Source organism: Caballeronia sp. dw_276 (genome assembly GCF_018449635.1).
In the GTDB taxonomy this organism is placed as follows: domain Bacteria; phylum Pseudomonadota; class Gammaproteobacteria; order Burkholderiales; family Burkholderiaceae; genus Caballeronia.
Genome location: NZ_JAAVUV010000005.1, coordinates 316,661 through 340,483, shown reverse-complemented (window position 1 = coordinate 340,483; position 23,823 = coordinate 316,661). Strand labels below are relative to the sequence as shown.

General features: G+C 60.7%; 20 protein-coding genes. 9 read left to right on the top strand and 11 right to left on the bottom strand.

The genetic code is table 11. From position 1 onward, the window contains the following. Positions 1-2 precede the first annotated feature (2 nt). The 7 genes from HB633_RS12865 to HB633_RS12835 all read left to right on the top strand — a co-directional run bounded on the left by HB633_RS12865 (position 3) and on the right by HB633_RS12835 (position 7,972). Positions 3-1,370, top strand: coding sequence for a CpaF family protein (locus HB633_RS12865; protein ID WP_213778476.1), 1,368 nt, complete (start codon positions 3-5; stop codon positions 1,368-1,370). After that, on the top strand, positions 1,363-2,364 hold the full coding sequence (locus HB633_RS12860) for a type II secretion system F family protein (RefSeq protein WP_213778475.1): 1,002 nt from the start codon (positions 1,363-1,365) through the stop codon (positions 2,362-2,364). The genes HB633_RS12865 and HB633_RS12860 overlap by 8 nt, the downstream gene beginning before the upstream one ends. A gap of 1 nt (position 2,365) precedes the next feature. Continuing rightward, positions 2,366-3,370: a type II secretion system F family protein gene (locus tag HB633_RS12855; RefSeq protein WP_213778474.1), complete on the top strand. Its 1,005-nt coding sequence runs from the start codon at positions 2,366-2,368 to the stop codon at positions 3,368-3,370. Positions 3,371-3,399: 29 nt separating this feature from the next. Next, on the top strand, positions 3,400-4,308 hold the full coding sequence (locus HB633_RS12850) for a pilus assembly protein (protein WP_213778473.1): 909 nt from the start codon (positions 3,400-3,402) through the stop codon (positions 4,306-4,308). A gap of 10 nt (positions 4,309-4,318) precedes the next feature. Beyond that, positions 4,319-4,732 (top strand): DUF3613 domain-containing protein, encoded by a 414-nt coding sequence (locus HB633_RS12845; RefSeq protein ID WP_213778472.1) that lies wholly within the window; start codon positions 4,319-4,321, stop codon positions 4,730-4,732. Between the two features lies 1 nt (position 4,733). After that, positions 4,734-6,503 carry a TadG family pilus assembly protein gene (locus tag HB633_RS12840; protein ID WP_213778471.1) on the top strand — a complete coding sequence of 590 codons (1,770 nt, stop codon included), beginning with the start codon at positions 4,734-4,736 and terminating at the stop codon, positions 6,501-6,503. Between the two features lie 77 nt (positions 6,504-6,580). Further along, complete coding sequence (locus tag HB633_RS12835) at positions 6,581-7,972, top strand: sigma-54 dependent transcriptional regulator (protein ID WP_213778470.1); 1,392 nt, start codon at positions 6,581-6,583, stop codon at positions 7,970-7,972. A 9-nt stretch (positions 7,973-7,981) separates the two neighbouring features. Here the strand turns inward: HB633_RS12835 and surE are convergent, their stop codons facing one another. From surE to HB633_RS12785, 10 genes are all read right to left on the bottom strand, one after another. Beyond that, the gene (gene surE, locus HB633_RS12830) at positions 7,982-8,785 is read right to left on the bottom strand and encodes a 5'/3'-nucleotidase SurE (protein WP_213778469.1); all 804 of its coding nucleotides are present in this window, start codon (positions 8,783-8,785) and stop codon (positions 7,982-7,984) included. Positions 8,786-8,867: 82 nt separating this feature from the next. After that, a complete protein-coding gene (locus tag HB633_RS12825; RefSeq protein WP_213778468.1) occupies positions 8,868-9,107 on the bottom strand; it encodes a hypothetical protein in 240 nt (79 codons plus the stop codon). A 163-nt stretch (positions 9,108-9,270) separates the two neighbouring features. Continuing rightward, the gene (locus tag HB633_RS12820) at positions 9,271-10,314 is read right to left on the bottom strand and encodes a DUF1571 domain-containing protein (RefSeq protein WP_255580901.1); all 1,044 of its coding nucleotides are present in this window, start codon (positions 10,312-10,314) and stop codon (positions 9,271-9,273) included. 176 nt (positions 10,315-10,490) lie between these two features. After that, positions 10,491-11,798, bottom strand: a complete 1,308-nt coding sequence (locus HB633_RS12815; RefSeq protein WP_213778467.1) for an acetyl-CoA C-acetyltransferase — start codon at positions 11,796-11,798, stop codon at positions 10,491-10,493. Then, positions 11,795-12,703, bottom strand: a complete 909-nt coding sequence (locus tag HB633_RS12810; protein WP_255580900.1) for a MaoC/PaaZ C-terminal domain-containing protein — start codon at positions 12,701-12,703, stop codon at positions 11,795-11,797. Before HB633_RS12810 ends, HB633_RS12815 begins: the two co-directional genes overlap by 4 nt. Before the next feature lie 2 nt (positions 12,704-12,705). Continuing rightward, positions 12,706-14,136: a 3-oxoacyl-ACP reductase gene (locus tag HB633_RS12805; protein WP_213778465.1), complete on the bottom strand. Its 1,431-nt coding sequence runs from the start codon at positions 14,134-14,136 to the stop codon at positions 12,706-12,708. 37 nt (positions 14,137-14,173) lie between these two features. Beyond that, entirely contained in the window at positions 14,174-16,678 is a 2,505-nt protein-coding gene (locus tag HB633_RS12800; protein ID WP_213778464.1) for an acyl-CoA dehydrogenase, read from the bottom strand. A gap of 102 nt (positions 16,679-16,780) precedes the next feature. After that, complete coding sequence (locus HB633_RS12795; protein WP_346730305.1) at positions 16,781-17,524, bottom strand: TetR/AcrR family transcriptional regulator; 744 nt, start codon at positions 17,522-17,524, stop codon at positions 16,781-16,783. Positions 17,525-17,700: 176 nt separating this feature from the next. Continuing rightward, complete coding sequence (locus tag HB633_RS12790) at positions 17,701-18,927, bottom strand: MFS transporter (RefSeq protein ID WP_213778463.1); 1,227 nt, start codon at positions 18,925-18,927, stop codon at positions 17,701-17,703. 269 nt (positions 18,928-19,196) lie between these two features. Then, positions 19,197-20,978 carry a chloride channel protein gene (locus HB633_RS12785; RefSeq protein ID WP_213778462.1) on the bottom strand — a complete coding sequence of 594 codons (1,782 nt, stop codon included), beginning with the start codon at positions 20,976-20,978 and terminating at the stop codon, positions 19,197-19,199. Positions 20,979-21,562: 584 nt separating this feature from the next. Between HB633_RS12785 and HB633_RS12780 the strand changes: the two genes are divergently transcribed. Continuing rightward, complete coding sequence (locus tag HB633_RS12780; RefSeq protein WP_213778461.1) at positions 21,563-22,744, top strand: HPP family protein; 1,182 nt, start codon at positions 21,563-21,565, stop codon at positions 22,742-22,744. Positions 22,745-22,802: 58 nt separating this feature from the next. Next, complete coding sequence (locus tag HB633_RS12775) at positions 22,803-23,216, top strand: helix-turn-helix domain-containing protein (protein WP_213778460.1); 414 nt, start codon at positions 22,803-22,805, stop codon at positions 23,214-23,216. Between the two features lie 5 nt (positions 23,217-23,221). Here HB633_RS12775 and HB633_RS12770 read toward each other — a convergent pair whose 3' ends face one another. Continuing rightward, the gene (locus HB633_RS12770; RefSeq protein ID WP_213778459.1) at positions 23,222-23,752 is read right to left on the bottom strand and encodes an Lrp/AsnC family transcriptional regulator; all 531 of its coding nucleotides are present in this window, start codon (positions 23,750-23,752) and stop codon (positions 23,222-23,224) included. Positions 23,753-23,823 lie beyond the last annotated feature (71 nt).

Here is a 23,823-nt window from a genome sequence, read left to right as displayed (position 1 = left end):
CGATGGCAAAAGACATCGAATTCGCCGACGACGCCACTTCGTTCGCGCACACGCAGCAGTTCCAGGACATCAAGAACGCGGCGCACGAACATCTGCTCACGCGGATCGAGGAACTGGGCGCGGAATTCGGGCGATGGTCGCGTCAGGCGATAAATCAGTTTGTCGATCTGGAAATCGATGGCTTCGTTCGCTTGCGGCGCATTCCGCTCAACGAAAGCGAGGTGCGTCTGGTCGCCGAGGCGTTGACAAAGGAACTGGCGGGTTTCGGGCCTATCGAGGATCTGCTGGCTGATCCGGCCGTTGAAGACATCCTCATCAACGGCTTCGACGATGTCTACGTCTCCCGTCACGGCATGCTTGCGAAGATCCCCGTGCGTTTCGCCGATAACGCGCATCTGCTGCGCATCGTGCGGCGGATTCTGGCGCCTATCGGCCGGCGGCTGGATGAATCCAATCCCATGGTCGATGCACGTCTGCCGGACGGCGGCCGCGTGAATGTCGTGATCGAGCCGTTGTCGCTCGACGGACCGGTTGTATCGATACGGAAGTTTCGCCGTGATCCCTTGCGTCCGGACGATCTGCTCGCCAACGGCACGTTCAATCAGGAGATCAGCGCGCTGCTCGACGCAGCGGTCGCCTCGCGCTGCAACGTGCTTGTTTCGGGCGGAACGAGTTCCGGCAAGACGTCCTTGCTCAATGCGCTCGCGTTCTTCATTCCGAAACACGAACGCGTGGTGACGATCGAGGACACCGCCGAACTCTCGCTCAATCATCCGCATGTGGTGCGGCTCGAAAGCCGGCCCGGCGGTTTCGACGGCGCGGGCGTCGTGTCGATCCGCGACCTGTTGCGCAATACGCTGCGCATGCGGCCGGACAGGATCATCGTGGGGGAAGTGCGCGGCGGCGAAGTGCTCGAAATGCTCCAGGCGATGAACACGGGCCACGACGGTTCCATGGGCACCGTCCACGCGAGTTCTGCGCGTGAATGTCTTTACAGGCTGGAGATGCTGGCAGGGTTTGCCGGTTTTCAGGGCACGGAGTCGAGCTTGCGCCGGCAGATCGCGAACGCGATCGATTTCATCGTGCAGATCGGGCGGCTCTCCAACGGGCGAAGAAGGATATTGTCGATCACGGAAGTGACGGGACTTTCCGACAACATTGTCGCGACGCAGGAGTTGTATCGATACGAACCCGTCTTGCTGGAAGGCGGCGAGGAACAGGACAACTGGGTCTCGCTCGGCATCCATCCGAGTTCGCCAAAGCTCGCGAAGTACCGGCAAACGCTCGGTAACGACATGCGCGAACGCGATAATTTCAACGATGGTTTCGGCCGCGGCTTCGGACGCTCGGGCGGGGGCTTCAATGTCTAGCGGGATCGGCTTCGTGCTGATGGTGGCGTTGCTGTGCGCAGCGGGCGGGTTGCTATTGTGGCAGCGCTCGCAGGACACGCGTGATCGCGCGATGACGGAACGGTTTGTCGAACGGCGCGTTGCATCCGTCCAAGGCGCCGCGCAAGCTTCCAATCCGGCGCAAGCCCAACGGCCGCGCATCAACGCGCCGTCCGCAATGCCCTCCCAGAGCGCGCCGCGCAGCGTTCGCGAGCATGTGAAGCGCCAGTGCGAGCGCATGCTGTATGCGTTCGGCAACCTGATGAGCCGCGCGGGCATCACGAATCCGCGTGCGCTGTTGCTCACTACCGGCACGCTGGTCGCGGCCGGCGCGATCGCGATCGGCGTAAGGACGCATTGGCTGTTGGGGATGGGATTCATCGTCTTCGGCGGCGTGTGTCTATATGCAGTGCTGTCGTGGCGCGCGCAAAAACGCTATCAGCGCATCAAGCGCCAGTTGCCGGTTTTCCTCGATGGCATCGTGCGTCTGATCATTATCGGCAATAGCGTGCCGGCCTCGTTCCAGGCGGCGCTCACCACGAGCGACGCACCTTTGCGCGAATGCCTCGACCGCGTGTCGCGCATGCTGCGCTCGGGTGTGGATATCGATGTTGCGCTAAAGCACGTGGCGCTTGTGTACCGCGTCCGTGAATTGGAGCTGGTCGGATCGGTGTTGCGCGTCTCGGTACGTTACGGCGGACGCTCGGACGTCATGCTCGACCGCATGTCTGCGCTGATGCGCGACCTGGAGCAAGCCGAACGAGAACTGATCGCGCTCACCACGGAGACGCGTCTGTCCTCCTGGGTGCTTGGCGCGCTGCCGGTCGTCGTTGGTGGCTTCGTGATCGTCTCCAATCCTTCGTACTTCGCCGCGATGTGGTCCGATCCGATCGGCCAGCGCCTCATTTTCGTGGCAGTCGGCCTGCAAGTGCTCGGCGTTTTCCTGCTCTATTCACTTGCGCGGTTGAAGGACTGATATGGACGCAGACACGTTCCTGACGGTTGCGCTGATATGCGCCTCGGCGGCTTGCGCGCTGATCGGTCTGCTCGTGTTCGCGAGTCTCGGGCGCAATCGCCGCAGCGCGCGCACGCTCGATCACGCGCTCGACCAACGTGCCGCAAGCGCGGCGGCGGCTGCACGCGTGGCCGTGCCGGCATCGAACGAAGGTAAGGATTCGAAGTTATCCGGCGAGGCGGCGAAATCGCGCCTGACGAGCCTTGACCGAATTGTCCAGTCGATCAGTAGAACCGCTTTGCGATGGCTCGATACGCCGCTCGGAAAAATCGTGGTCGCCGATGAGGACCGCCGCCTGCTCGAGCGCTGCGGTTTCTTCGATACGACTGCACGTGCCCGATTTTTCGCGGCGCGGCTCGGCTCTTCGGTGCTGTTGCCGCTTATCGTGTTCTTCTGGCGCAGCGGCGAGGCGCGCGTTGCGCTGTGGATGTTTGGCGCGCTCGCCATTGGCTTCATGTTGCCGAAGTGGCTCGTGCGGCGTCGTGCGACCGCGCGTCAGCGCGCGATCGTCGCCGAGCTGCCCATGTTCGTCGACCTGTTGCGTCTGCTTCAGGGCGTGGGCTTGTCGCTGGATCAAACCCTGCAAGTCATGATCAACGATTTTGCGACCGTGCTGCCGGTGTTGTCGCAGGAACTCGCGCTCGCGCAGCGGCAATTCAACACGGGCCGAACGCGCGAACAATCGTTGAATCGCCTTTCCACCAGTTATGAAAACGACGACCTGACCGCGGTGATGCGCCTGGTGATCCAGGTCGATAAACACGGCGGCGCCGTGCAGGAACCGCTGCGCCAGTTCGGCGACCGCTTGCGTGAGTCACGCCGTGCAACGTTGCGGGAGCGCATCGGCGCGCTGACCGTGAAGATGACCGGCGTGATGGTCGTGACCTTGCTGCCCGCGTTGTTGATCATGACGGCTGGTCCAGGCTTCATGGCCGTGTTTCATTCGCTGTCCACGCTGCACAAATGACGTCGATGAGACGTTCAAGAGAGTGAGTCATGAGAAAGACTGCAATCGTTACGATGATCCTTGCAAGCGCCGTTTTTGCCGCGCTGGGCGGATGCGCATCGAAGATGGAAAGCGGTTATGGCGTCGGTATCCAGGCCGAGCGCGAGGCAGCGGTGCGTCAGTCGCAGCAGAAGCAGGACGCGCCCGATACACCCGGCATGTATCTCGCGCTGATCGACAAGATGCAGTCGCAAGGCTTGTTCTATGCCTCGCTGGCGCATATCGATGCGTATGAAAAGCAATACGGATCCACGCCCGATACCGTCCTGCTGCGCGCCGATGCGTTGCGCCAGACCGGTCAGTCGCAGGCCAGCGCCGAAGCTTATACGAAGCTCCTGAACACGCCGCTTGCTGCGCGCGGGTATCGCGGGCTTGGACTGCTCGCGGGAAGCGCGGGAGATTTCGGCCGCGCGTCCGAGTCTCTGGACACTGCGTCTCGCCTTGAACCCACCGATGCACTGACGCTCTCCGATCTCGCCTACGCACGCTTGCGTCTGGGCGACATCGCCGGTGCGCGCGTGCCATTGATGAAAGCCGCCGAGCTGGCGCAAAGCAATCCGAAAATTCTGAGCAACGTTGCGTTGTTTTTGTCCGTCGATGGACAGCCCGCCGCGGCGCAAGGGCTGATCGCACAGCAAAAGTTTTCAGCGGAAGTACAGCAGGCAATTCGCGCCGATGCCCAACGGATCACAGCGGCTGCGACGCAAGCGTCTCACGCCCGCGTCGCGGCGGTGGCTGCAGCGACGAGCGAGCGGGCGCGTGTGCCGGTAGCAAGCGCGCCGCAGACTGTCGACTCGCTGCTGCACGCGCAGTTGCCGTTGACGCAGACACTTGGCAGCCACGCATTCGGTCAATCTGGCACGACGGCTGCAATAGAGCCGCAACTCGTCGCGCGCTAAGGGGAAGCTTATGAGCAGGATTCAATCGATGTGCGTTGCAATTGCGATGACAGTCGCGATGCTGCCGTTCGCGTCGCGTGTTCAGGCGCAGACGCAAGTACAAACACCGTTGACCACGCAGGCGCCTTTGCTTCAGCCCGAGGTTCACGCACAATCGCAACCGCAGTACGAGACCGTTGCGCGGCCGCCTGTCATGCCGCAACCGGCCGCAGTACCTGAAACGCGCGTAGGCGATTCAACCACCACTTGGCTCGCAACCCAGCGCGACGGCCGCATTGCTGCACCCGCACAGCCGATGCTCGGCGTTGAAGCCGACGCCGCGTATCGCCGATATTTGAAGTCGTTCGACCATCCGATTCCGGCGCAACTGAATTCGTCGGTGGGCGAGGTGAGTGGTGGATCGGGTACCGGAGCGCAGAACTGACATGCGCCGCTCATCGATATCAACCCGACCCGCATCCCGCCGCCGCGAGCGCGGGGTTGCGAGCGTGATCGCGGCGATCTGGCTGATTGCGGTGGTCGCGACGTTGGCTGTTATCGATATTGGCAACATCTTTTATCAGCGCCGCATGTTGCAGGGCGTGGCGGATCTGGCGGCGAGCGCGGGCGTGCAGGTTATCGACGACGCCTGTTCACGCGCACCCGCAACCGCTGCGGGGAGCGCCGGTGCGAACGGCTTCACAGCTTCAGGGTCGAACAGCACGATCACGACAGTGTGCGGCCGCTGGGACTCCAAGCTTTACGCCGGGCCGACCTATTTCGCTGCATCGGCAACGCCAGTCAATGCGGTGCAGGTCACGCTTGGCAAGCAAGTGCTTTCTTTCTTCGCCGGACCCGGACGCATGGTCACCGCGACAGCGACCGCGCAGGCGATTAACGTGGGTGCGTTCAGTATTGGGACGACGACGGCTAGCGTCGATCCGACCGTCATCACGAGTCTGCTGAACTCCATGCTGGGGACGAATATCAACGCGCTGCAGATATCGGCGGCGGGGTATGCGGGGCTTGCGCAATCGCGGATTGAAATTGGGGACTTGGTTACGGCTGCAGGCGTCGGTACCGTCGATCAGTTGCTCGCACTGAATCTGACAGCGGCTCAGATCGCTAAATTGATGCTCACTGCGTTGCAAACCACACGCGTGGCAAACGCGAATCTGTCGGCGGCGGTAGGCGCGCTGCAGGCTATCGTGAATGCGAATATTCCGGGACCGGCGACAGTGGCGCTCGGCGCGGTAAATGGCGCGGCGGGTCTGCTGCAAGTCGGCTTAGCCAATACGCAATCCGCACTGCACGCCACCATCAGTCCGTTCGATGCGTTGATGGTCACCGCCGAAGTCGCGCAAGCGGGGAAGTCGGCGTTGAACGTGGGAACTACGCTCAATCTGGGCGTGGCCACGGCGTCGCTGAAAGTGCAGGTGATCCAGCCGCCGGTTTTGGCGGTCGGTGAGGCGGGGCAGACGCCAGCGGGCGCGTGGCGAACAGTGGCTCGGTCGGCACAGGTTCGAGCGTATCTTGCCATTAACCTCGGCGTCGTACCCGGCAGCAATTCCGGGCTTCTTGGAGGCACACCGATGGTGTCGCTACCTTTATCCATTGAGGCAACACCGGGGACCGCGTGGTTGCAGTCAACTCAATGCGCTGCAACGGTTGACGCAACCAACAGTGTAGTTGGCGTGCAGCCTGGCATCGCGAACGTGTGCGTAGGCGATGCGCCTGTGAATATGTCTGCCGCTGCAGCATTCGTCTGCACGCCCGCAACGCTCGTCAACCTTCAGCCTTTGTTGTCAGTAGTGACAGCCGCCGCAATACCAGCAGTGGTGCCTCCCGGAAATTCGTCCACGTTGACCTTCGACGGAAAAGTTGGAAATACAGATGATTACCAGACGGCAAATTCGAATAATGCCGGACATGTGCTCAGCTATGCGTTGTCGAGCCTCTCCGCGACGATCTCGAAGCCAGGTGGGCTGGTCATCAAGTCTAGCGTTCAGATTGTGAACGTCCTAATCCTGCCGTTGCTCGCGCCTTTGATAACCGGGACAGTGAACGTCGTAGTCGGGGCACTCACACTAACACCGCTGCTCAGTAATCTCGACCTGGTTCTTGTTCCCGTGTTGCAGCTACTGGGAGTACAAATCGGCGCAAGCACCATCCACGGCTTGCCGCCCGTTTGCGGTCAATCGCAACTGCAGTACTGAAGCTTCGTGCCGTCAACGCCGTTAATCATGTCAAGCACCGTAAGCACCACAAGCATCAAAGCCATGAGATTCGATCAATGAGACCAGCGACAAAAATCGACGACCTCGATATCTATGTGTGGGAAGGCAAGGCGGATATCGTCGAGCAGGTAGTGCGCTGCATGTCGAGTTTCGAAGTCGACGTGATCCGCGCCGACGGCATGTCGATCGCCTCGAGCCAGGCTTCGGAGCGGCAGGCGATCGCCATCGTGAGCGTGAGCGTGATCGACACGGGCGCGTTCGCGTTGCGCGACTGGGAGGCGCATCGCGGCATGCCGGTTATTTGGGTTGGTGCCGCGCCCCGCGAACGCGATGCAGCCGTTTTCCCCACCGACTACTCGCACATCCTCCCGCTCGATTTCACCGGCGCCGAGTTGCGTCGCATGGTCGCCAAGCTTGCGCAACAGCTTCGCGCGCACGGCGAGGACGTGCAGGAATCGAATGCGCTGATCGCGAATGCCGAGTGCATGCAAACCTTGCTGCGCGAAGTGGAAACATTCGCCGATTGCGATACCAGCGTTCTCGTGCACGGCGAAACCGGGGTGGGCAAGGAGCGCATTGCGCAGATGCTGCACGAGCGACACTCGCGATATGCGGAAGGGCCGTTCGTGCCCGTGAACTGCGGCGCGATCCCCGATGGTCTCTTCGAATCGCTTTTTTTCGGTCACGCCAAGGGATCGTTCACCGGCGCCGTGATCGCGCACAAAGGCTATTTCGAACAAGCCGATGGCGGCACGCTCTTCCTCGATGAAATCGGCGACATGCCGCTTTACCAGCAAGTCAAATTGCTGCGCGTGCTGGAGGACAGCGCGGTCACGCGCATCGGCTCGGCCACGCCCGTGAAGGTGGATTTCCGGCTGGTCGCGGCGAGCCACAAAAGCTTGCCGCAGCTCGTGAAAGACGGGGAATTTCGCGCTGACCTTTATTATCGGCTGGCGGTGATCGAGTTGAAGATTCCGTCGCTGGAAGAACGCGGCGCGGTCGACAAGATCGCGTTGTTCAAGTCGTTCATCGCGCAGGTGGTGGGGCAGGAAAAGCTTGCGACATTACCGGAGCTTCCATACTGGCTCGCCGATGCAGTCGCCGACAGCTATTTCCCCGGCAATGTCCGCGAGTTGCGCAATCTCGCCGAGCGCATTGGTGTGACGGTGCGTCAAGTGGGATCGTGGGATACGGCGCGTCTGCAGCGGCTGCTCGCGCTCGCCCGGTCCTCGCAGCCGCTGCCGCCAGAGTTGAACTCGGACGTGTTCGTGGACCGCAGCAAGTGGGACATGAACGAGCGCAATCGCGTAATTGCTGCGCTCGATGCCAACGGCTGGCGCCGTCAGGATACGGCGAGTCATCTAGGCATCAGCCGCAAGGTGCTGTGGGAGAAGATGCGCAAGTTCCAGATCTTCGACGAAGAGCCTGAAACACGCGCCGTCGACTGATCCAGATCTTCAACGCAATGCCGCCGTCAACGCGGCGAACGTGCGTTCGTCGGTGCGTTCGAAGTGCAGCGGCGTGACCGATACGCGTCCCGAGGCGACCACCGCCGTCTCGCTGTCGGGCGTATTTTCCCGCGCGCCGCGCTGGAAGCGCAGCCAGTGATATTGCAAGCCGCGCGGGTCCGTCTGCGGTAAGACGTCTATGCCTTCCACCAGTCCCACACCTTGCCGCGTGGGCGTAAGAGGGCCTGCCGAAGCCGCGGCCACATCGGGAAAATTCACATTCAGGCAGGTAGGTGCATCGTGCGCGATAGCGGCAAGCTGGCTGATCACACTCGGCGCGAGTTCACGCGACGTATCCCAGCGCACGTTGTCGCGATCGCTGAAGGTCTGGCTCAGCGCGATCGACGGCAAACCAAGCAGCAGGCCTGTCATGGCTGCGCCGACCGTGCCGGAGAACATGGTTTCCACACCCAGATTGCCGCCGCGGTTGATGCCGGAAAGCACGAGCGTGGGCCGTGCGTCCTGCATCAGATGGCGCACCGCCATCACGACGCAATCGCCCGGCGTGCCGAGCACGCCGAAACGGCGCGCGCCATGCTGACTCACGCGCAAAGGCGAATGCAGGCTGATGGAATGCGACGTGCCGCTTTGATCGTGCTCGGGTGCAACGACCCAGACTTCATCGGCGATTTCCGCTGCGACGGCTTCGAGCACGGCGAGGCCGGGTGCATCGATGCCATCGTCGTTGGTGAGCAGGACGCGCTCAATGCGGGAACGTGATGTAGACGCTGGTGTGGGCGATGAAGACGACATTGCAGATCTCCTGTTCGATTGAGGGACAAGCCATTCAATCGATTATTCCAGAGATCGTGTTGTGTCGAGCAGCGAGGGCCGGTTACTTGATGCCGAGTCCGCGGAGCACGGCGTTGCCATCGGCGGTCAGGCGAAACTTGGCTTCGCCCGGCTCCGGCGTGACCATCTCCACGTAGCCGTACTCGCTGAGCGACGCGACATCGAGCGTGGCTGCGCGCACGTCGATGGGCGCGTGCAGCAGCAACAGCAGCGTGGCGATTTCGTGATGGCTCAGTAATCTCTTGATGGCTCTCACTGGAGCCGATGCGTCCCGGAGGTTCATGACGAACTCCTTTCGTTGATGCTTTACGCGTGGTGCTGTGCGGGCGATTTGACTGCAGCAGTCATGATGCAAGTGGGGCGAGGGTATCGACGAAGTCTTAGGCGAAACTTAAAACCGAAATAATGTCGTGTGACGAATCCTTACGGCCTAACGCGGCGCGTGACTAGAAGTGATAGTCCGGATTCTTTGGATTGAACGTGTTTTCATCGAAAACCTTGGGCGCGATGTTCTGGAAAACGATGCTTTCGAAGATATTGCCGTCGTTATCGAAGGATTCGGCGGTGCGGAAATATGGCCGCCGCAAGTCGAGCCCGAGCACTTCTTTCTTCGCGTAAAACTGCGGTTGACCCTGTGGTGCTTCATACGTGAACGCTACGACACGCGCGCCATCGATCGTTTTCACCTCGATGTTATTCGCGCGTGTCACGCCGGCTTCGGCGAACTTCTTGCCTTCCGCCAAAAACTGTTGCGTGATGAATTCAGTGCCGAGATCACGGATGGAATGACGCGATTGCGAGCGCGCGAGCGATCCATCGAGTGCGGTCCAGAGCGTCATTACGTTGAGAATGCCACCGAGATGGCCGAGCATTTCGTCGGGGCGGGTGGTTTCGTCGTAGAGGATTTCCTGGCCTGAATGGTCGCCGTCTGGCAGCCACTTGGCGTAGACGCGCATGGGGTCGCGCGTGACGCGCACGAGCATGTGATCGGGCTGATCAGGCCATTTGCCTTCGATGCGCTCGCGCCGGAGCATGGTGAACTCATACGAGGGATACCCGTTTGGACCCTCCTTCAGATAGCGCGGCAACGCGAGCGGGTCGAGGGATTGAAACAACGCCACCAGCGCCGTGTCGCTCATTTTTGCGAGCGTGCCGGAGAGTGCGGCGCGGCTGAGCCAGCGCACCTGACGATCGAGCGAAAGCTTGCCGACTTGCGACGCGGGCGTTTTCGGCGGCTCGGCCGTTGCGTTGGCAGAAAGCGCCGGGCCGGCAGCGGATGTGGCGGCGGAAGTGGGCAGGGCCGGTGTTGCAGTCGCGGCGCTGGCCGCGCTTCCCGTACTCGTGGTGCTGGCCACGGAGGCCTCGCTGACAGGCTGCTGGGCGTTGGCCGACCCTAGCATGGCCGCGGCCAGCGCAAAGCCGTTCAGCACGCTCCAGGCGCGTACGTAAGTCGATGTAAGGCGCGGGCGACGCTGTCGTGCTCGATGCATGAGATTCTCCGTGGTTCCTTCGATCGGTTTCGCGTTTGGCTGCTTCGGCGTCGTGCGGTTCACCGCGAACTTATTTCACGGTGCATTTACCTGTGACACAACGCTTCGGAGCGCCCCGGAATTCCACGGAGCAGCACTTTATGTGCTTGGGCGCGGGAGTGCCCGTCTAAAAGCGGTCATCGTTCGAGGATTGCGACCACGCCTTGGCCGCCGGCCGCGCAAATCGATATGAGGCCGCGGGTTGTCGCACCGGGCGAACCCGGCTCGCCCGAGAGCATCTTCGCCAGCGCGCCCACGATTCGTCCACCGGTTGCGGCAAACGGATGACCCGCCGCAAGCGATCCGCCGTTCACGTTCATGCGCGACCGGTCGATCGATCCAAACGGGCCATCGAGGCCGAGTTGCGTGCGGCAGTATTCATCGTCTTCCCAGGCTTTGAGCGTGCACAGCACTTGCGCGGCGAACGCCTCGTGGATTTCATAGAACCTGAAATCCGCCAGGCCGAGACCCGCGCGTTCGAGCATACGCGGAACTGCGTAGGCGGGCGCCATCAAAAGCCCCTCTTTTTTATCGATGAAATCGACGGCCGCCGTTTCCGAATACGTCAGGTATGCAAGCACGGGCAAGTTGCGCGCGGCAGCCCATTCATCGGATGCCAGCAGAACTGCCGACGCGCCATCGGTGAGCGGCGTGGAATTGCCGGCGGTGAGCGTGCCGGCATCGCGATCGAAAACGGGCTTGAGCGCGGCAAGGCGTTCATCGGTCAGATCGGGCCGCAGGATGTTGTCGCGCGACAGACCCTTGTAGGGCGTCATGAGGTCGTTGAAGAACCCGCGCTCGTAAGCAACGGCGAGTTTGCGATGACTTTCGAGCGCGAGTTCGTCCTGCGCCTCGCGCGATATCTTCCAGCGCTTGGCCATCAGTTCGCAGTGCTCGCCCATCGACAAACCCGTGCGCGGTTCGCTGTTACGCGGCAACGCGGGTTTCACCAGCATGCCGGGCCGCAGCTTTGCAAGCGCACTCATGCGCTGCGCCGCCGACCTGCTGCGGTTCGCTTCAAGCAGGATCTTGCGCATCCTTTCGTTCACGCCGATGGGCGCGTCGGACGTCGTATCAACGCCGCCTGCAATGCCCGCATCGATTTGTCCGAGTGCGATCTTGTTCGCGACCAGGATCACGGTTTCAAGGCCCGTGCCGCACGCCTGGCTGACATCGTAGGCGGGCGTTTCTTTCGCGAGAGACGTGGACAGCACGGCTTCGCGGGTCAGGTTGAAGTCGCGCGAATGCTTGACGACCGCGCCCGCCGCGACTTCGCCGAGACGCAGGCCGTGCAGGTTGTATCGATCGACAAGCCCTTGCAGCGCAAACGTCAGCATGTCCTGATTCGATGCCGCCGCATACGCCGTATTCGAACGTGCAAACGGAATCCGGTTGCTGCCGACGATCGCCACGCGACGCACAATGGGAAGGGCGCTCGTAGTCATGACAATTCCCAATCGAAGCGCCCGCGCAAGTGCAGTCTTTCGCCGGCAAGATCGCGGACTTCGAAGTCGCGCGCCGTGGTTAATGAAGCGTGGGTCCACAGTGTGGTTTCGGCGGGCAGGAAGATGGGCGACTCGAATTCGCCGTTGATGTTCGCCGAAGCCAGTTGCTTGCATGGCTGAATCGCGGCGACGGTGCGCCCGAGTGTCCACATGCCATGGGCAATGGCGCGTGGAAAGCCAAACGCCTTTGCGGTGAGCGCATGCAGATGGATGGGATTGAAGTCGCCGGATGCCTTTGCGTAGTCGCGCCCGAGTTGCGCGGGCAATTGCCAACGCGCTTCACGCGTCAACACAGGCGCTTCAATGATGTCCGGTGGATCAGAGGCGAGCACACTGCCGCCATGGCCTGCAACGCCACGCTTCAGATAAACGCTTTCAGCATCCCATACGGCTTCGCCGCCACGATAAATTCGCGTATGCAACGTGAACGCCTGGCCTTTGTCGTGCGGTACGAGCGTGCCGCTTTCCACCTCGATGCGCAGCGCCTGTCCCGAATGCAAGGTATTGCGCATATGCACCGTGTTCGATATATGCACGAGGCCGATAGCGGGCCATGGAAACTTGGGGTCTGTGAGCAGCATCAAATGCAGCGGAAATGCCATGACGTGCGGGAACGTGGACGGCACGCCATGCTCGGGAATGAAGCCGCACACGCGCGCGTATCGTCCGATCTGCTCAGGATCGAGCCGCACGTTGGGACGCACGAGCCGAATGGACGGCAATTCCGCCGCAGCGCCGCCACGCTTGAAAATGCCTTGCAGCGCCCGGCCATAAAGCTTCGCCGGCGGCGGCAAAGTCGCAACGATCACCGTGCGCGCGCGTTGCGCACCTGTCGCAAGCATCATGTTCATGCTCCGATCAGGCTTTGACCACATACGCGCACCACGTTGCCGGTGATGCCGCTCGACGCCGGACTTGCAAGCCACGCGACAGTCTCGGCGACATCGACTGGCAGGCCGCCCTGGCTCATCGAATTCATGCGTCGTCCCGCTTCGCGAAGTCCAAGTGGAATGCGCACGGTCATATGCGTTTCGATAAATCCCGGCGCCACCGCGTTGATCGTGATGCCCCGTGCGGCCAGAATTTTCGCCATGCTTTGCACGCGGCCGATCACGCCGGCTTTCGACGTCGCGTAGTTTGTCTGCCCGAGGTTGCCGGCTATGCCGCTGATCGACGAAACGCCGATGATCCTGCCGCCCATATGCAACACGTTACGGTCGAGCAGCGCTTCATCGATGCGTTCCTGCGCCGACAGGTTCACATCGATCACGCTGTCCCACGCGGCCTCGGTCATCTTCGCGATGGTCTTGTCGCGCGTGATGCCGGCGTTGTGCACGACAATATCGATACCGCCGAGCGCCTCGAGCGCCGCCGAAATGTTGTCAGGCGCTTCAGGCGCCGCGATGTCCGCGACGAGCGCCGTATGCGCGCCTTGCGACGGCCACGCGTCTTCCAGCGCGAGCATGGTCTGGTCGAGCGCGTCCTGCGCCTCGGCTACGTCGAGCCCGATTACATGTGCGCCGCGTTCGGCCAGCACCTGCGCAATCGCCGCACCAATGCCGCGCGCCGCGCCCGTCACCAGCGCACGCTTGCCTGCCAAAGGTCGATTCCAGTCTGAGGGCGGCGATGCAGGCGTTGCATCGATGCGAATGACTTGTCCCGAGACATACGCCGAGCGCGGCGACAGCAGGAAGCGCAACGTGCCCTCCATGTCGCCGCCGGGTTGGACTTGCACCAGGTTCGACGAGATACCGCCGCGTGCTTCCTTGCCAAGCGAACGCGTCATGCCTTCCAGCGCGCGCTGCGCCGTCCACGTTCTCGGCGACGCGCAAGATTCCGGCGGCAACCCCAGCACGATGATGCGGCCGCTCTTCGCCATAGAGCGGATTGCGTCGTGGAAGAAGCCGTAGAGCCCATGCAATTGCGGGCTGTCGGTGATGCCGGTGGCATCGAAGATAAGTGCTTGTACGCGATCGTTCGGCGGCGCATCGGGTGAGCGCGGTTCAAAACGGCCACTCATCGCGCCGTGCCGCGCGGCTACTTGAAGCCAGTTCAAAGCGCTTTCGTGTGCCACGCTCGTCATCCCGACAGAGCCCAGCAGCGTCATCAACGGCTCGAACAAGGCCGGTGACGGACCTGCACCAATCGCCGCGATTCCGCCAAACTCCGCGCGGCCTTGCGCGTGCCGCCGCAGCACTTCCGGCCGGGGCAACCCGATGGATCGCGCGACGCTCGCGCCGAACGGGTTGTTGACGAAGTCGAGATAGCGATCTCTCATGACTGCCCGATGCGTGCCTGAATGCACGTGTGAAGGATCATGCCGGGATTTCCTCTGGCTCGTTTGCGAGCGCCTGATGGCGCTTTTGCAACGCGTCGAGCATATCGAAATCCGCCCCGAAGTCGTCCACCTTCACGACCTCCACGCCATATCGCGCGTAGTCAGAGAGTACCTGAGCTTCGTCTGCATCGATAAAACCATTTGCTTTGCAGGCCGCCGCCCACGCAATCAGCTCAGGCAGGCTTTGGGGCATGGGCGAGATTTGTTTTGATTTGACGGCGTCGCGCAGCTTGAGCTCGATTGCGGCGTAACGCGGATTCAGCGCGAACATCAACTCGCCGTAACCGATCGGATCGACCTTTGCGTCAGGCGCGTATGAATCCGCGATCAGGCGTTCGCGCGCCTCGCCGGGCGTGGTCATCAATTCGGCGATCTGCGATCCAAGCCGGTCGCCCGGAACGCGATGCGGCATGCCGAACGGAAACGCGAGCGCACGCACAATGCCCGCGGCAAGACGATTTGGGTAGTTGGACAGCACGGCATCGAAGGCGCTCTGCGCCTGATGCAGCGCGTCCTCAACACCCCATCGGACAAGTGGAAGATCGGCTTCGCGGCGTCCGTCGTCTTCGAAACGCTTGAGCGTCGCCGAGATCAGAAAAAGCTGCGAGAGGATATCGCCGAGCCTCGCCGACAAACGTTCGCGCCGCTTCAGTTCGCCGCCGAGCACGAACATCGATACATCCGCGAGCAATGCAAACGCCGTCGCCATGCGGGTCGATGCGCGATAGTAGGGTACGAGGCGTGCATCGGCTCGCGCGGGCTTCGCGATGAACACGTTGCCGCCCAGCGCAAACACCAGACTCCTCACCATGTTCGATGCCGTGAAACTCGCGTGGCCGAAGAAGGCGTCATCGAAGTCTCGCAGGCCTTTGGCGCGGTCCGAATCCCGCGTTGCAGCCATCTCCCTGAGCACATATGGATGACACCGTATGGCGCCCTGACCAAAGATGATCAGGCTGCGCGTGAGAATGTTCGCGCCTTCCACGGTGATGGAGATCGGCACCTGTTGATAAGCACGCGCGAGAAAATTCGACGGCCCCACGCAGATGCCTTTGCCCGCGACCACGTCCATGCCGTCGTTGATCACTTTGCGCGCGCGTTCGGTGATGTGATATTTCGCAATCGCCGATATCACCGACGGTTTTTCGCCCAGATCCACCGCTTGCGCCGACAAACGCCGTGCCGCGTCCATCACGTAGAGGTTGCCGCCCATGCGTCCGAGCGCTTCCTGCACGCCTTCGAATCTGCCGATCGGGGTACGGAACTGACGACGCACGGCTGAATAAGCACCGGTCCCGCGCACGGCGAGTTTGGCCATCCCTACGTTCGACGATGGCAGCGAAATCGCGCGTCCTGCTGCAAGGCATTCCATCAGCATGCGCCAGCCGTTGCCGACTTGATCTCGTCCGCCGATCACCCAGTCCATCGGAATGAAGACCTCGTGGCCCCAATTCGGGCCATTCTGGAACACCGCATTCAGGGGCCAGTGACGACGGCCGATGTTCACGCCCGGATGCTTCGTGGGAATCAGCGCGCAGGTGATGCCGGGTTCGCCGGCGGGGCCGAGAAGATGGTCGGGATCGAGCGCACGAAATGCAAGACCCAGCACCGTCGCGATGGGCCCAAGCGTGATGTAACGCTTCTCCCACGTCACGCGAAAGCCGAGCGTCTCGCGCCCTTCGAACACCCCTTTGCATACGACGCCGATATCCGGGATCGCCGCTGCGTCGGACCCTGCATACGGGCTCGTCAGCGCGAAGCAGGGGATTTCATCGCCACGCGCGAGACGCGGCAAATAAAGGTTCTTCTGAGCGTCCGTGCCGTAATGCATCAACAATTCGGCTGGCCCAAGCGAATTCGGCACCATCACGGAAACCGCTGCAGCCGAGCATCGCGTGGCGAGCTTCATGATCACTTGCGAATGCGCATACGCGGAGAATTGCTTGCCGCCGTATTGCTTCGGAATGATCATGCCGAGAAAACCCTTCGACTTGATGAACGCCCACGCTTCTGGCGAGAGATCCTGCCAGACGGCCGTGGTTTCCCAGTCGTTGGCGATATCGCAGAGTTGCGTGCATTCCCCTTCGATGAAATCGCGTTCCTCCGCCGTCAAGACCGGTGCGCCGGTTTCGAGCAGCGTGTCCCAGTTCGGGCGTCCGGAGAAGAGCGCCGCGTCCCACCAGACCGTACCGGCTTCGATGGCATCGCGTTCGGTCGGTGACATTTGCGGCAGGATCTTGCGAAAGAGATCGAAGATGGATTGGGTCAGGAGCGCGCGGCGCAACGGCTTGATGGCGAGTATCAGCGCGGGCAACACGAAAACGATGGCGAGGAGGGCTGTTACGACAGGCCCGGTGATGCTGGCGAACCATCCAGCCGCAACCCAGATCACGGCCCACGCGAGCCATGCGATCGCAGGCGCCTGCATGCAGATCAACGCACCGCTCACCACGAACAATGCAATCACGAAGCTGGCTGTCATGACGACCTCTCCTGATGATGTCCGATCTTCGGATCATGCAGCAATGACGGAAAACCAGTGTCCAATCTTCAGCACATTGTGTACCCGCCGTCTGCCGGCGTTTCAAGCCAACGCGTGCTGCGTTTCTCGCGCTCCCTGCGTTTCGATCGGCGCCGCATTGCATTCGGCGAACATCGATTGGAAGGGGCAGGTCTCGCTCGTCGCTGCTTGCGGCGCCTTGAGCGCTGCCACCATGATGAGCGCAAGGCGTCCTATCAATTGCGGATCTTCGAGGCGCTGACCTTGCGTGAAGTCATCGATAAGACTGTTCGTGTCAGCGCCCGCGAGAATTCCCGAAAGCGATCCGATGCAAAAGTGCAGCCGCCAGCCGAGTTCTTCTCGCGGCAAGTGTGGCAGTACCGTCTGGAAAGCAAGGAAGAATCGTTCGGCGACGTCGGTGTACATCGTGCGCAAAAAGCCGCGAATGAATGGCGACGGGTCCGTGTATGCGCGCCCGAGCAGGCGCAACAGCGCCGGGCCGCTTTTTTCGGGGCAACGTGATTGCTGTAGCGCAGGAATGAACATCGCGCCGAGAACATGCTCGCAGGTGAGTTGCGCGCCGTGCATCGACTGGAAGCGTTTCAGCAGCACGAGACGATTGCGGTTTAAGCCGTCCAGGCGCCGCGTCAGCATGGCGTGGATCAGCGCGTCCTTGCCGCCGAAGTGATAGTTAACCGCCGCAAGGTTGGCGTTGGCGCGCGCGGTGATATGGCGCAACGACATGGCTTCGTAGCCCGAGTCGATGTATTGCGCCTCGGCGGCATCGAGCAGGCGGGTCTTGGTATCGGCGAGGGAACGGCTTGGCACTGGCGTCTCCGGAATGGTTTGGCCTCTGATTGAAACGGGCGTTTAACCGAAGATAAAAACGTTTGGCCGGATCGACAAGCCATTTAATGGAGCGCGCTCTCTAGAAAGTGCACGACCGTGCGCGACGAAAAGAGGGAGAGCGGGGTGCCGGGCGGCACCCCGAAAGGACCTGAAACTTATGCGGAGGCTCGGGCCGCGACCTGTTCGGCCGACTCGGTCATATCAATACCGCGCCGCTCCCGGCTAAAGAAGATCAGCGCGGCAATGACTACCGCCACCGTGCCGCCGACGAGCGCCATGGCGAGCCCATAGTTATCGCCGTTCTTGACCGCGATCGACGCCTGCATGGTCGCGTTCACCGACGCCAGCAAATTCCCTAATTGATAAATCAGGCCGGGGAACGTGGCGCGGATTTCATCGGGCGAGATCTCGTTCAAATGAACCGGGATGACGCCCCATGCGCCTTGCACCGAGATCTGCATGAGAAACGCACCGGCCGCCAGTGCAACCGGACCACTCGAGAACGCCCACAGCGGCAATACCGGCAACGCGATTAACGAGGCAATGAAAATTGCCCATCGACGACCGATTTTTTCGGACATCGACCCGAAGAAAAGGCCGCCGCAGATCGCACCGATATTCAGCACAATCGTGATGAGTGAAACCGTGTGGGGATCGAAATGATGCTGTTCGCGAAGGAAGGTCGGGTAAAGATCCTGGGTGCCGTGCGAGAAGAAATTGAATGCCGTCATCAAGATGATGGAGTAAACCGATAACTGCCAATTTTGCTTGAGCGTCTTGAGCAAACCGGGCCGTGGCTTTTTCTCCATCGCTTTCCAGGCTGGCGATTCAGGGACATGGGCACGCACATACAAAACCAGTAACGCAGGCGCCACGCCGATAAAAAACATGCCGCGCCAGCCGACATATTGATATGCGACGCCAAATACGATGGAAGCAAGCAGATACCCGCTTGGGTATCCGGCTTGCAAAAGGCCGGAAACGAAACCGCGCGCTTTGGTAGGCACGGTTTCCATCGTGAGCGCTGAACCTACGCCCCATTCGCCGCCCATCGCAATACCGAACAACGAGCGCAGAACCAATAGGGTGAACAGATTTGGCGAAAAACCGGACAGCAATTCGAGCAAGGAATAGATCGCAATGTTGATCATCAGCGTTGGGCGCCGGCCGAATTTATCGGCGAGACGTCCAAAGATCAACGCTCCTATAGGTCGCATTGCGAGCGTCAAGGTAATCGCAAACGCGACCTCCGGGATTTTTGTGTGAAACTCAGCCGCGATATCTTTCAATATGAAAACCATCAGAAAGAAATCGAATGCGTCGAGCGTCCAGCCCAGATAGGCCGCTATCGTCACGTTCCTTTGTTCTCGCGTCCAGCTCATTGCTGTATTCCCCTATTCGCGTAATCTGATTAATAGAACGACGAGGCCGTGGTCTCTTGTGCGCCGCGCCGCATAAGGCGCCCGGCTTGCGTCGGCACGAGGAAGTGTACGCCGCTGTTTAAGCGGATGCTTGAAACGATCAGCTCGATTGGTATTAACCCCGTGAATTCATGCAGCGGATACGCGATTCACCGATCGTATGGCTTTCGGTGTATTTAGCAGATTAAATACAATGAAAGTAAATTGAATTAATTTTGTATTAATTCAATTTACATAGCGGTCTCGTTTGCCGATTCCATGGATTTATGCCGTCTGAAGCCGATCCGGCGAAAACGCTCGTGCCGGCGTTCATCGTTGAAAACCGACAACGATGGTTTTACCAGATCGTGGCGCGACACAACGCCGATGAGCCGCAAGGTCTTTGCATCGGCGACAACCGGGACCCGGTCAAGCGAGTGCGCTGCGAGCCGCGCGGCGACGGAGCGGCAGGTTTCATGAGGCAAAGCGAAGTGGGGCGCCGACTTTCCGAACAGGTCGCTGATGAGCGCATGCGGCGTCGCTTCATGCGCCGAGATCAGCGTGTTCCGGTCCAGCACACCAAGCAACAGACCATCACGAACGGCCGGATACGCGCGATGCTTTTGCTGCGGCCCGAATTGTTGCGCGAGGGCATCGGCCAGGCTTTGGTTTGCATCGAGTGTCTGCACGTCAATCGTCATGACTTCATCGACATGATGGCGTTCGAGCGGATCGACGCCGTACTCGGAATAGGTGTGGCGCCCGCGACGCGAAATTTTCTCCGTCAGAATGGAACGACGCATGAACAGCACGGTGAAGCCGTACGACACGGCTGAAGCCATCAGCACGGGCAATAACGCGTTGGCATCGTGCGTAAGTTCGAACGCGAACACCACGGCGGTAATCGGCGCTCGCATCATGCCTCCCAACATGGCTGCCATGAAGATGAGCGGCCACACGCCCGGCGCACCGCCCGGCATGACTGGCCCGAGCAACGCGCCCCCGCCCGCGCCCATCATCAGGAGCGGCGCGAGCACACCGCCTGATGTCCCGGAGCCGAGCGCAATAACCCAGATAACGGCTTTGACCAGCACGATGGTAAGCACGACACCGGCGGCGAGGTGCCCAAGCAGGATATCGCCCATGACGTCATAGCCGACGCCCAATGCACGTGGCTGGAAGTACCCGCCAATCCCGACCGCGAGACCACCAATCGCGGGCCACCACATCCAGTGAACAGGCAAGCGATGGAACCAGTCTTCAACCTTATAAAGCGAACTCGACAGCAGCCACGCAAGCGCGCCCGTCACGACTCCGGCAACGGCGCAGGACAACAGCCCGATTGTTCCGAGCGGCAACGTCTGCAAGGGGAATAACGCACCGCTCGCGATCAGCATCGGCCGGGCGAATCCGGCAACGGCGCACGCCACGGCAACGGGGAGCAGGCTGCGCGGCCGCAACTCGAACAACAGCAATTCGACGGCGAGCAGAACGGCCGCCACCGGCGAACCAAAAACCGCCGTCATGCCGGCAACGGCGCCTGCAACCAGCAGCGTCTTGCGCTCTCCGCTCGACAGATGAAAGAACTGCGCGATAAACGACCCGATTGCGCCGCCCGTCATGATGATGGGCCCTTCGGCGCCGAACGGGCCGCCGCTGCCGATTGCGATCCCCGACGCCAGTGGCTTGAGCACGGCGACTTTGGGCGACATTTTGCTTTTGTTGAACAGGATCGCTTCGATGGCCTCAGGAATGCCGTGGCCGCGTACCTGCTCGGACCCCAGCCGCGCGATCAGCCCGACAATCAACCCGCCGATGACAGGCACCGCTATCACCCAAAGCCCGAGCGTATTGGCCGAAGGAGAATGGTCGACGCTCGAAAGCGATTGATAGAAAAAGAGGTTGGTGAAGAAGCGGATTACATGCAGCAGGAAGTCTGCCGCCAGCGTGCTCAAGATGCCGACGACCGCCGCGATGGCCGTGATGCGAAGCAGCCGGACATCGGTGGCGAAGTCTCCTTTTGTCGTTTTCATATGAACGTCGATCCTGACGATGATGTGACGAGACGCAATAGGCGATGCATGCCCGGTTGAGACCGGAACGAAGATCGTCATAATTTGTGCGGGGAGCAAAAACTATATCACGATGTGATCTATTGTCGCTGGCGTGCTTTTGCACGATCAGGGAAGTAACCCAGCGAAGATGGTCCGCTTCGCGACTGAATCCCATTGCGTTGGGCGTCGGCCTGACCTCAATCTCACGGAGCAATTTTCGGATCGAGGAACGATCGAAAAATTGGGATCGATTCCCGAAAAACGGCATACAGGTGATACGAAAAGCTGCGCCGAAAGATTTTTCTTTCGGCACCGGAGCTTTGATCTTCGTCAATACATTTGCCTGTATGTGATATATTACGCACTGAGATAGTGCTTGCTGCCAGCGAAGTAGCGCCCTCCAGGCTCACGAGGGATTGCTGGAAAATGCTCCGCACCGCAGCAAAAGGAGACGAATTTGTATATCACAATCGAACATAATGGCCGTGAAGAACACTACGTCGATCAGGCCGTATCCGGCTTGCATACGGCGCGTTTTTCATAACCCACGGCCTGCCCCGATCTTGTCCAAATCTGCTATCGGCTTTTGGCTACGCGGGTTTTTACCCGCTCCCGTTGCGATCAAATGGCCCGAACGTTTTCGTTCTTGCCTCGGCGCATTGATCGGCATCGCGTTCACGGGTTCTGCAATACATCTCCTGCCCGGATCGGCATCGGCAATTCCATTTCTTGTCGCGCCCATGGGCGCTTCCGCTGTACTCCTCTTCGCCGTACCCGCCAGCCCGCTGGCGCAACCGTGGTCGATCATCGGTGGAAATCTTGTATCGGCGACCGTGGGAGTTGCGTGCGCTGCATTGATCGCCAATCCTGTGTTTGCGGCGGCGTTGGCGGTGGCGCTCGCCATCGGCTTTATGTTTGTGCTGCGGTGTGTGCATCCGCCGTCGGGCGCAGTCGCGCTGACCGCGGTGCTCGGCGGTCCCGCTGTGCATGCCATGGGTTTCGGATTCGTGATCGCGCCTATTGCGTTCCAATCGGGAGCACTGCTGGCCGCGGCCATCGTGTATCACGCGGTCACCGGGCATCGTTATCCGCATGCAGCGCATCACGCGCCGGCGCAAGATGACAGCGCAGCGACGCAAAAGTCGAATCCGGGCATCACCCGCGCCGATATCCAGGCCGTGCTGGATCGACGCGACGAAATCCTGGACATCGTTCCGGATGATCTTGAATCGCTGATACGCGACACGCAAATGCTCGCCTACGCACGCTCGTTTCGCGATCTGGCGTGCGCGGACATCATGTCGAGACCGGTTGTCACGGTCGCAGCGTCCGCGCTCGCGACGTCTGCCCGGGACTTGCTCAAGGACCACGACGTCAAGGCGCTCCCTGTGACGGACGATGCTCAACGGGTTATCGGTATCGTCACACGCTCGGATTTGATGGACAAGTACAGCGCCGCCACCGGCTTCGATGTATCGAGCATCACGCCACGCTGGCTTGCGCGCAGCACGGCTCCCGTGCCCCTGGTGCGGTCATTGATGAGCCACCATGTTCGTACGGTCGAAGCAAGTGCGTCCATCGCCGATCTGGTGCCGATCTTCGCGACCTGGGGTCATCACCACATTCCCGTGCTCAACGCCGACAAAAAACTTGCGGGGATGATCACCCAGTCGGACCTGCTCGCAGGTTTGTACCGGCAGACCCATGTGGTGCAGATGCGAACGAGCGAGACGGCCGCGGGTTAACTCTGACGTGGCAGCGAGTCCTGCTATATTTTCGTTTTTACTGCGCGACGGATCTTCGATGACAGAACGGACTCGCGGCCTGGCCAAAGGCGACTTCGAGCAGCTATCGGAGTTTCGCTACCAGATGCGCCGCTTCGAGCGATTCTCGGAGCAGGCGGCACAAAGCGAAGGCATCACGCCGTTGCAGTACTTGCTGCTGCTTCACATCAAAGGTTATCCGGAACGCGAATGGGCGACCATCGGCGAGCTTGCGGAGCGGCTTCAGGCCCAGCATCACGGCGTGGTTGCATTGGTCTCGCGGTGCGAAGCGCTGAAGCTCGTGAAGCGCAAAGTCAGCGAGGCGGATCGTCGCCAGGTTGAAGTGCACTTGCTCAAGAGCGGCGAGAAGTTGCTTGAGCGTCTGGCCGAGTTGCATCGCGCGGAGCTTCGGTCACTGACGAGTTCGTTCCGCGTTCCGCAGATCGATTTGTAACGCCGCTAACTCCATTCGGTATCGGCGCCTTCGTCGGGATCCTGTAACGTCATTCCCGCCGATGGCAACGGCAGCGCCGTCTTGTACCGCACCTGCTTGAGCGCAAAGCTCGACCGGATGTTCGATACACCCGGAATCTTCGTCAGCCGTTCCACGATAAACCGCTGCAACGCCTGAATATCCGGCACCATCACGCGCAACAGATAATCGGCGTCGCCCGTCATCAGGTAGCACTCCATGACCTCGGGCCGTTCGCTGATCGCTTCCTCGAAACGCCGCAGCGCGTCTTCGTCCTGCTTGGCAAGGCTCACTTGAATGAACACGTTGATGCGCAAGCCGAGCAATTCCGGATTGAGCAACGTGACCTGCTGCTTGAAAAGCCCCAGTTTTTCGAGCGCGCGCACCCGGTTGAAGCACGGCGTTTGCGACAAGTTCACCGCCTGCGCCAACTCCGCGTTCGTGATGCGCGCGTTCTGCTGCAGCTGATTCAATATTCCGATGTCGATCCGGTCCAGGCGTTTAGGCGATGTCGTCATAACTCGAATATTCTGGAAAAGTGGGGCGGCGCAGAATAAATACACTATCCGTAGACCGGATGAAAAGCAAA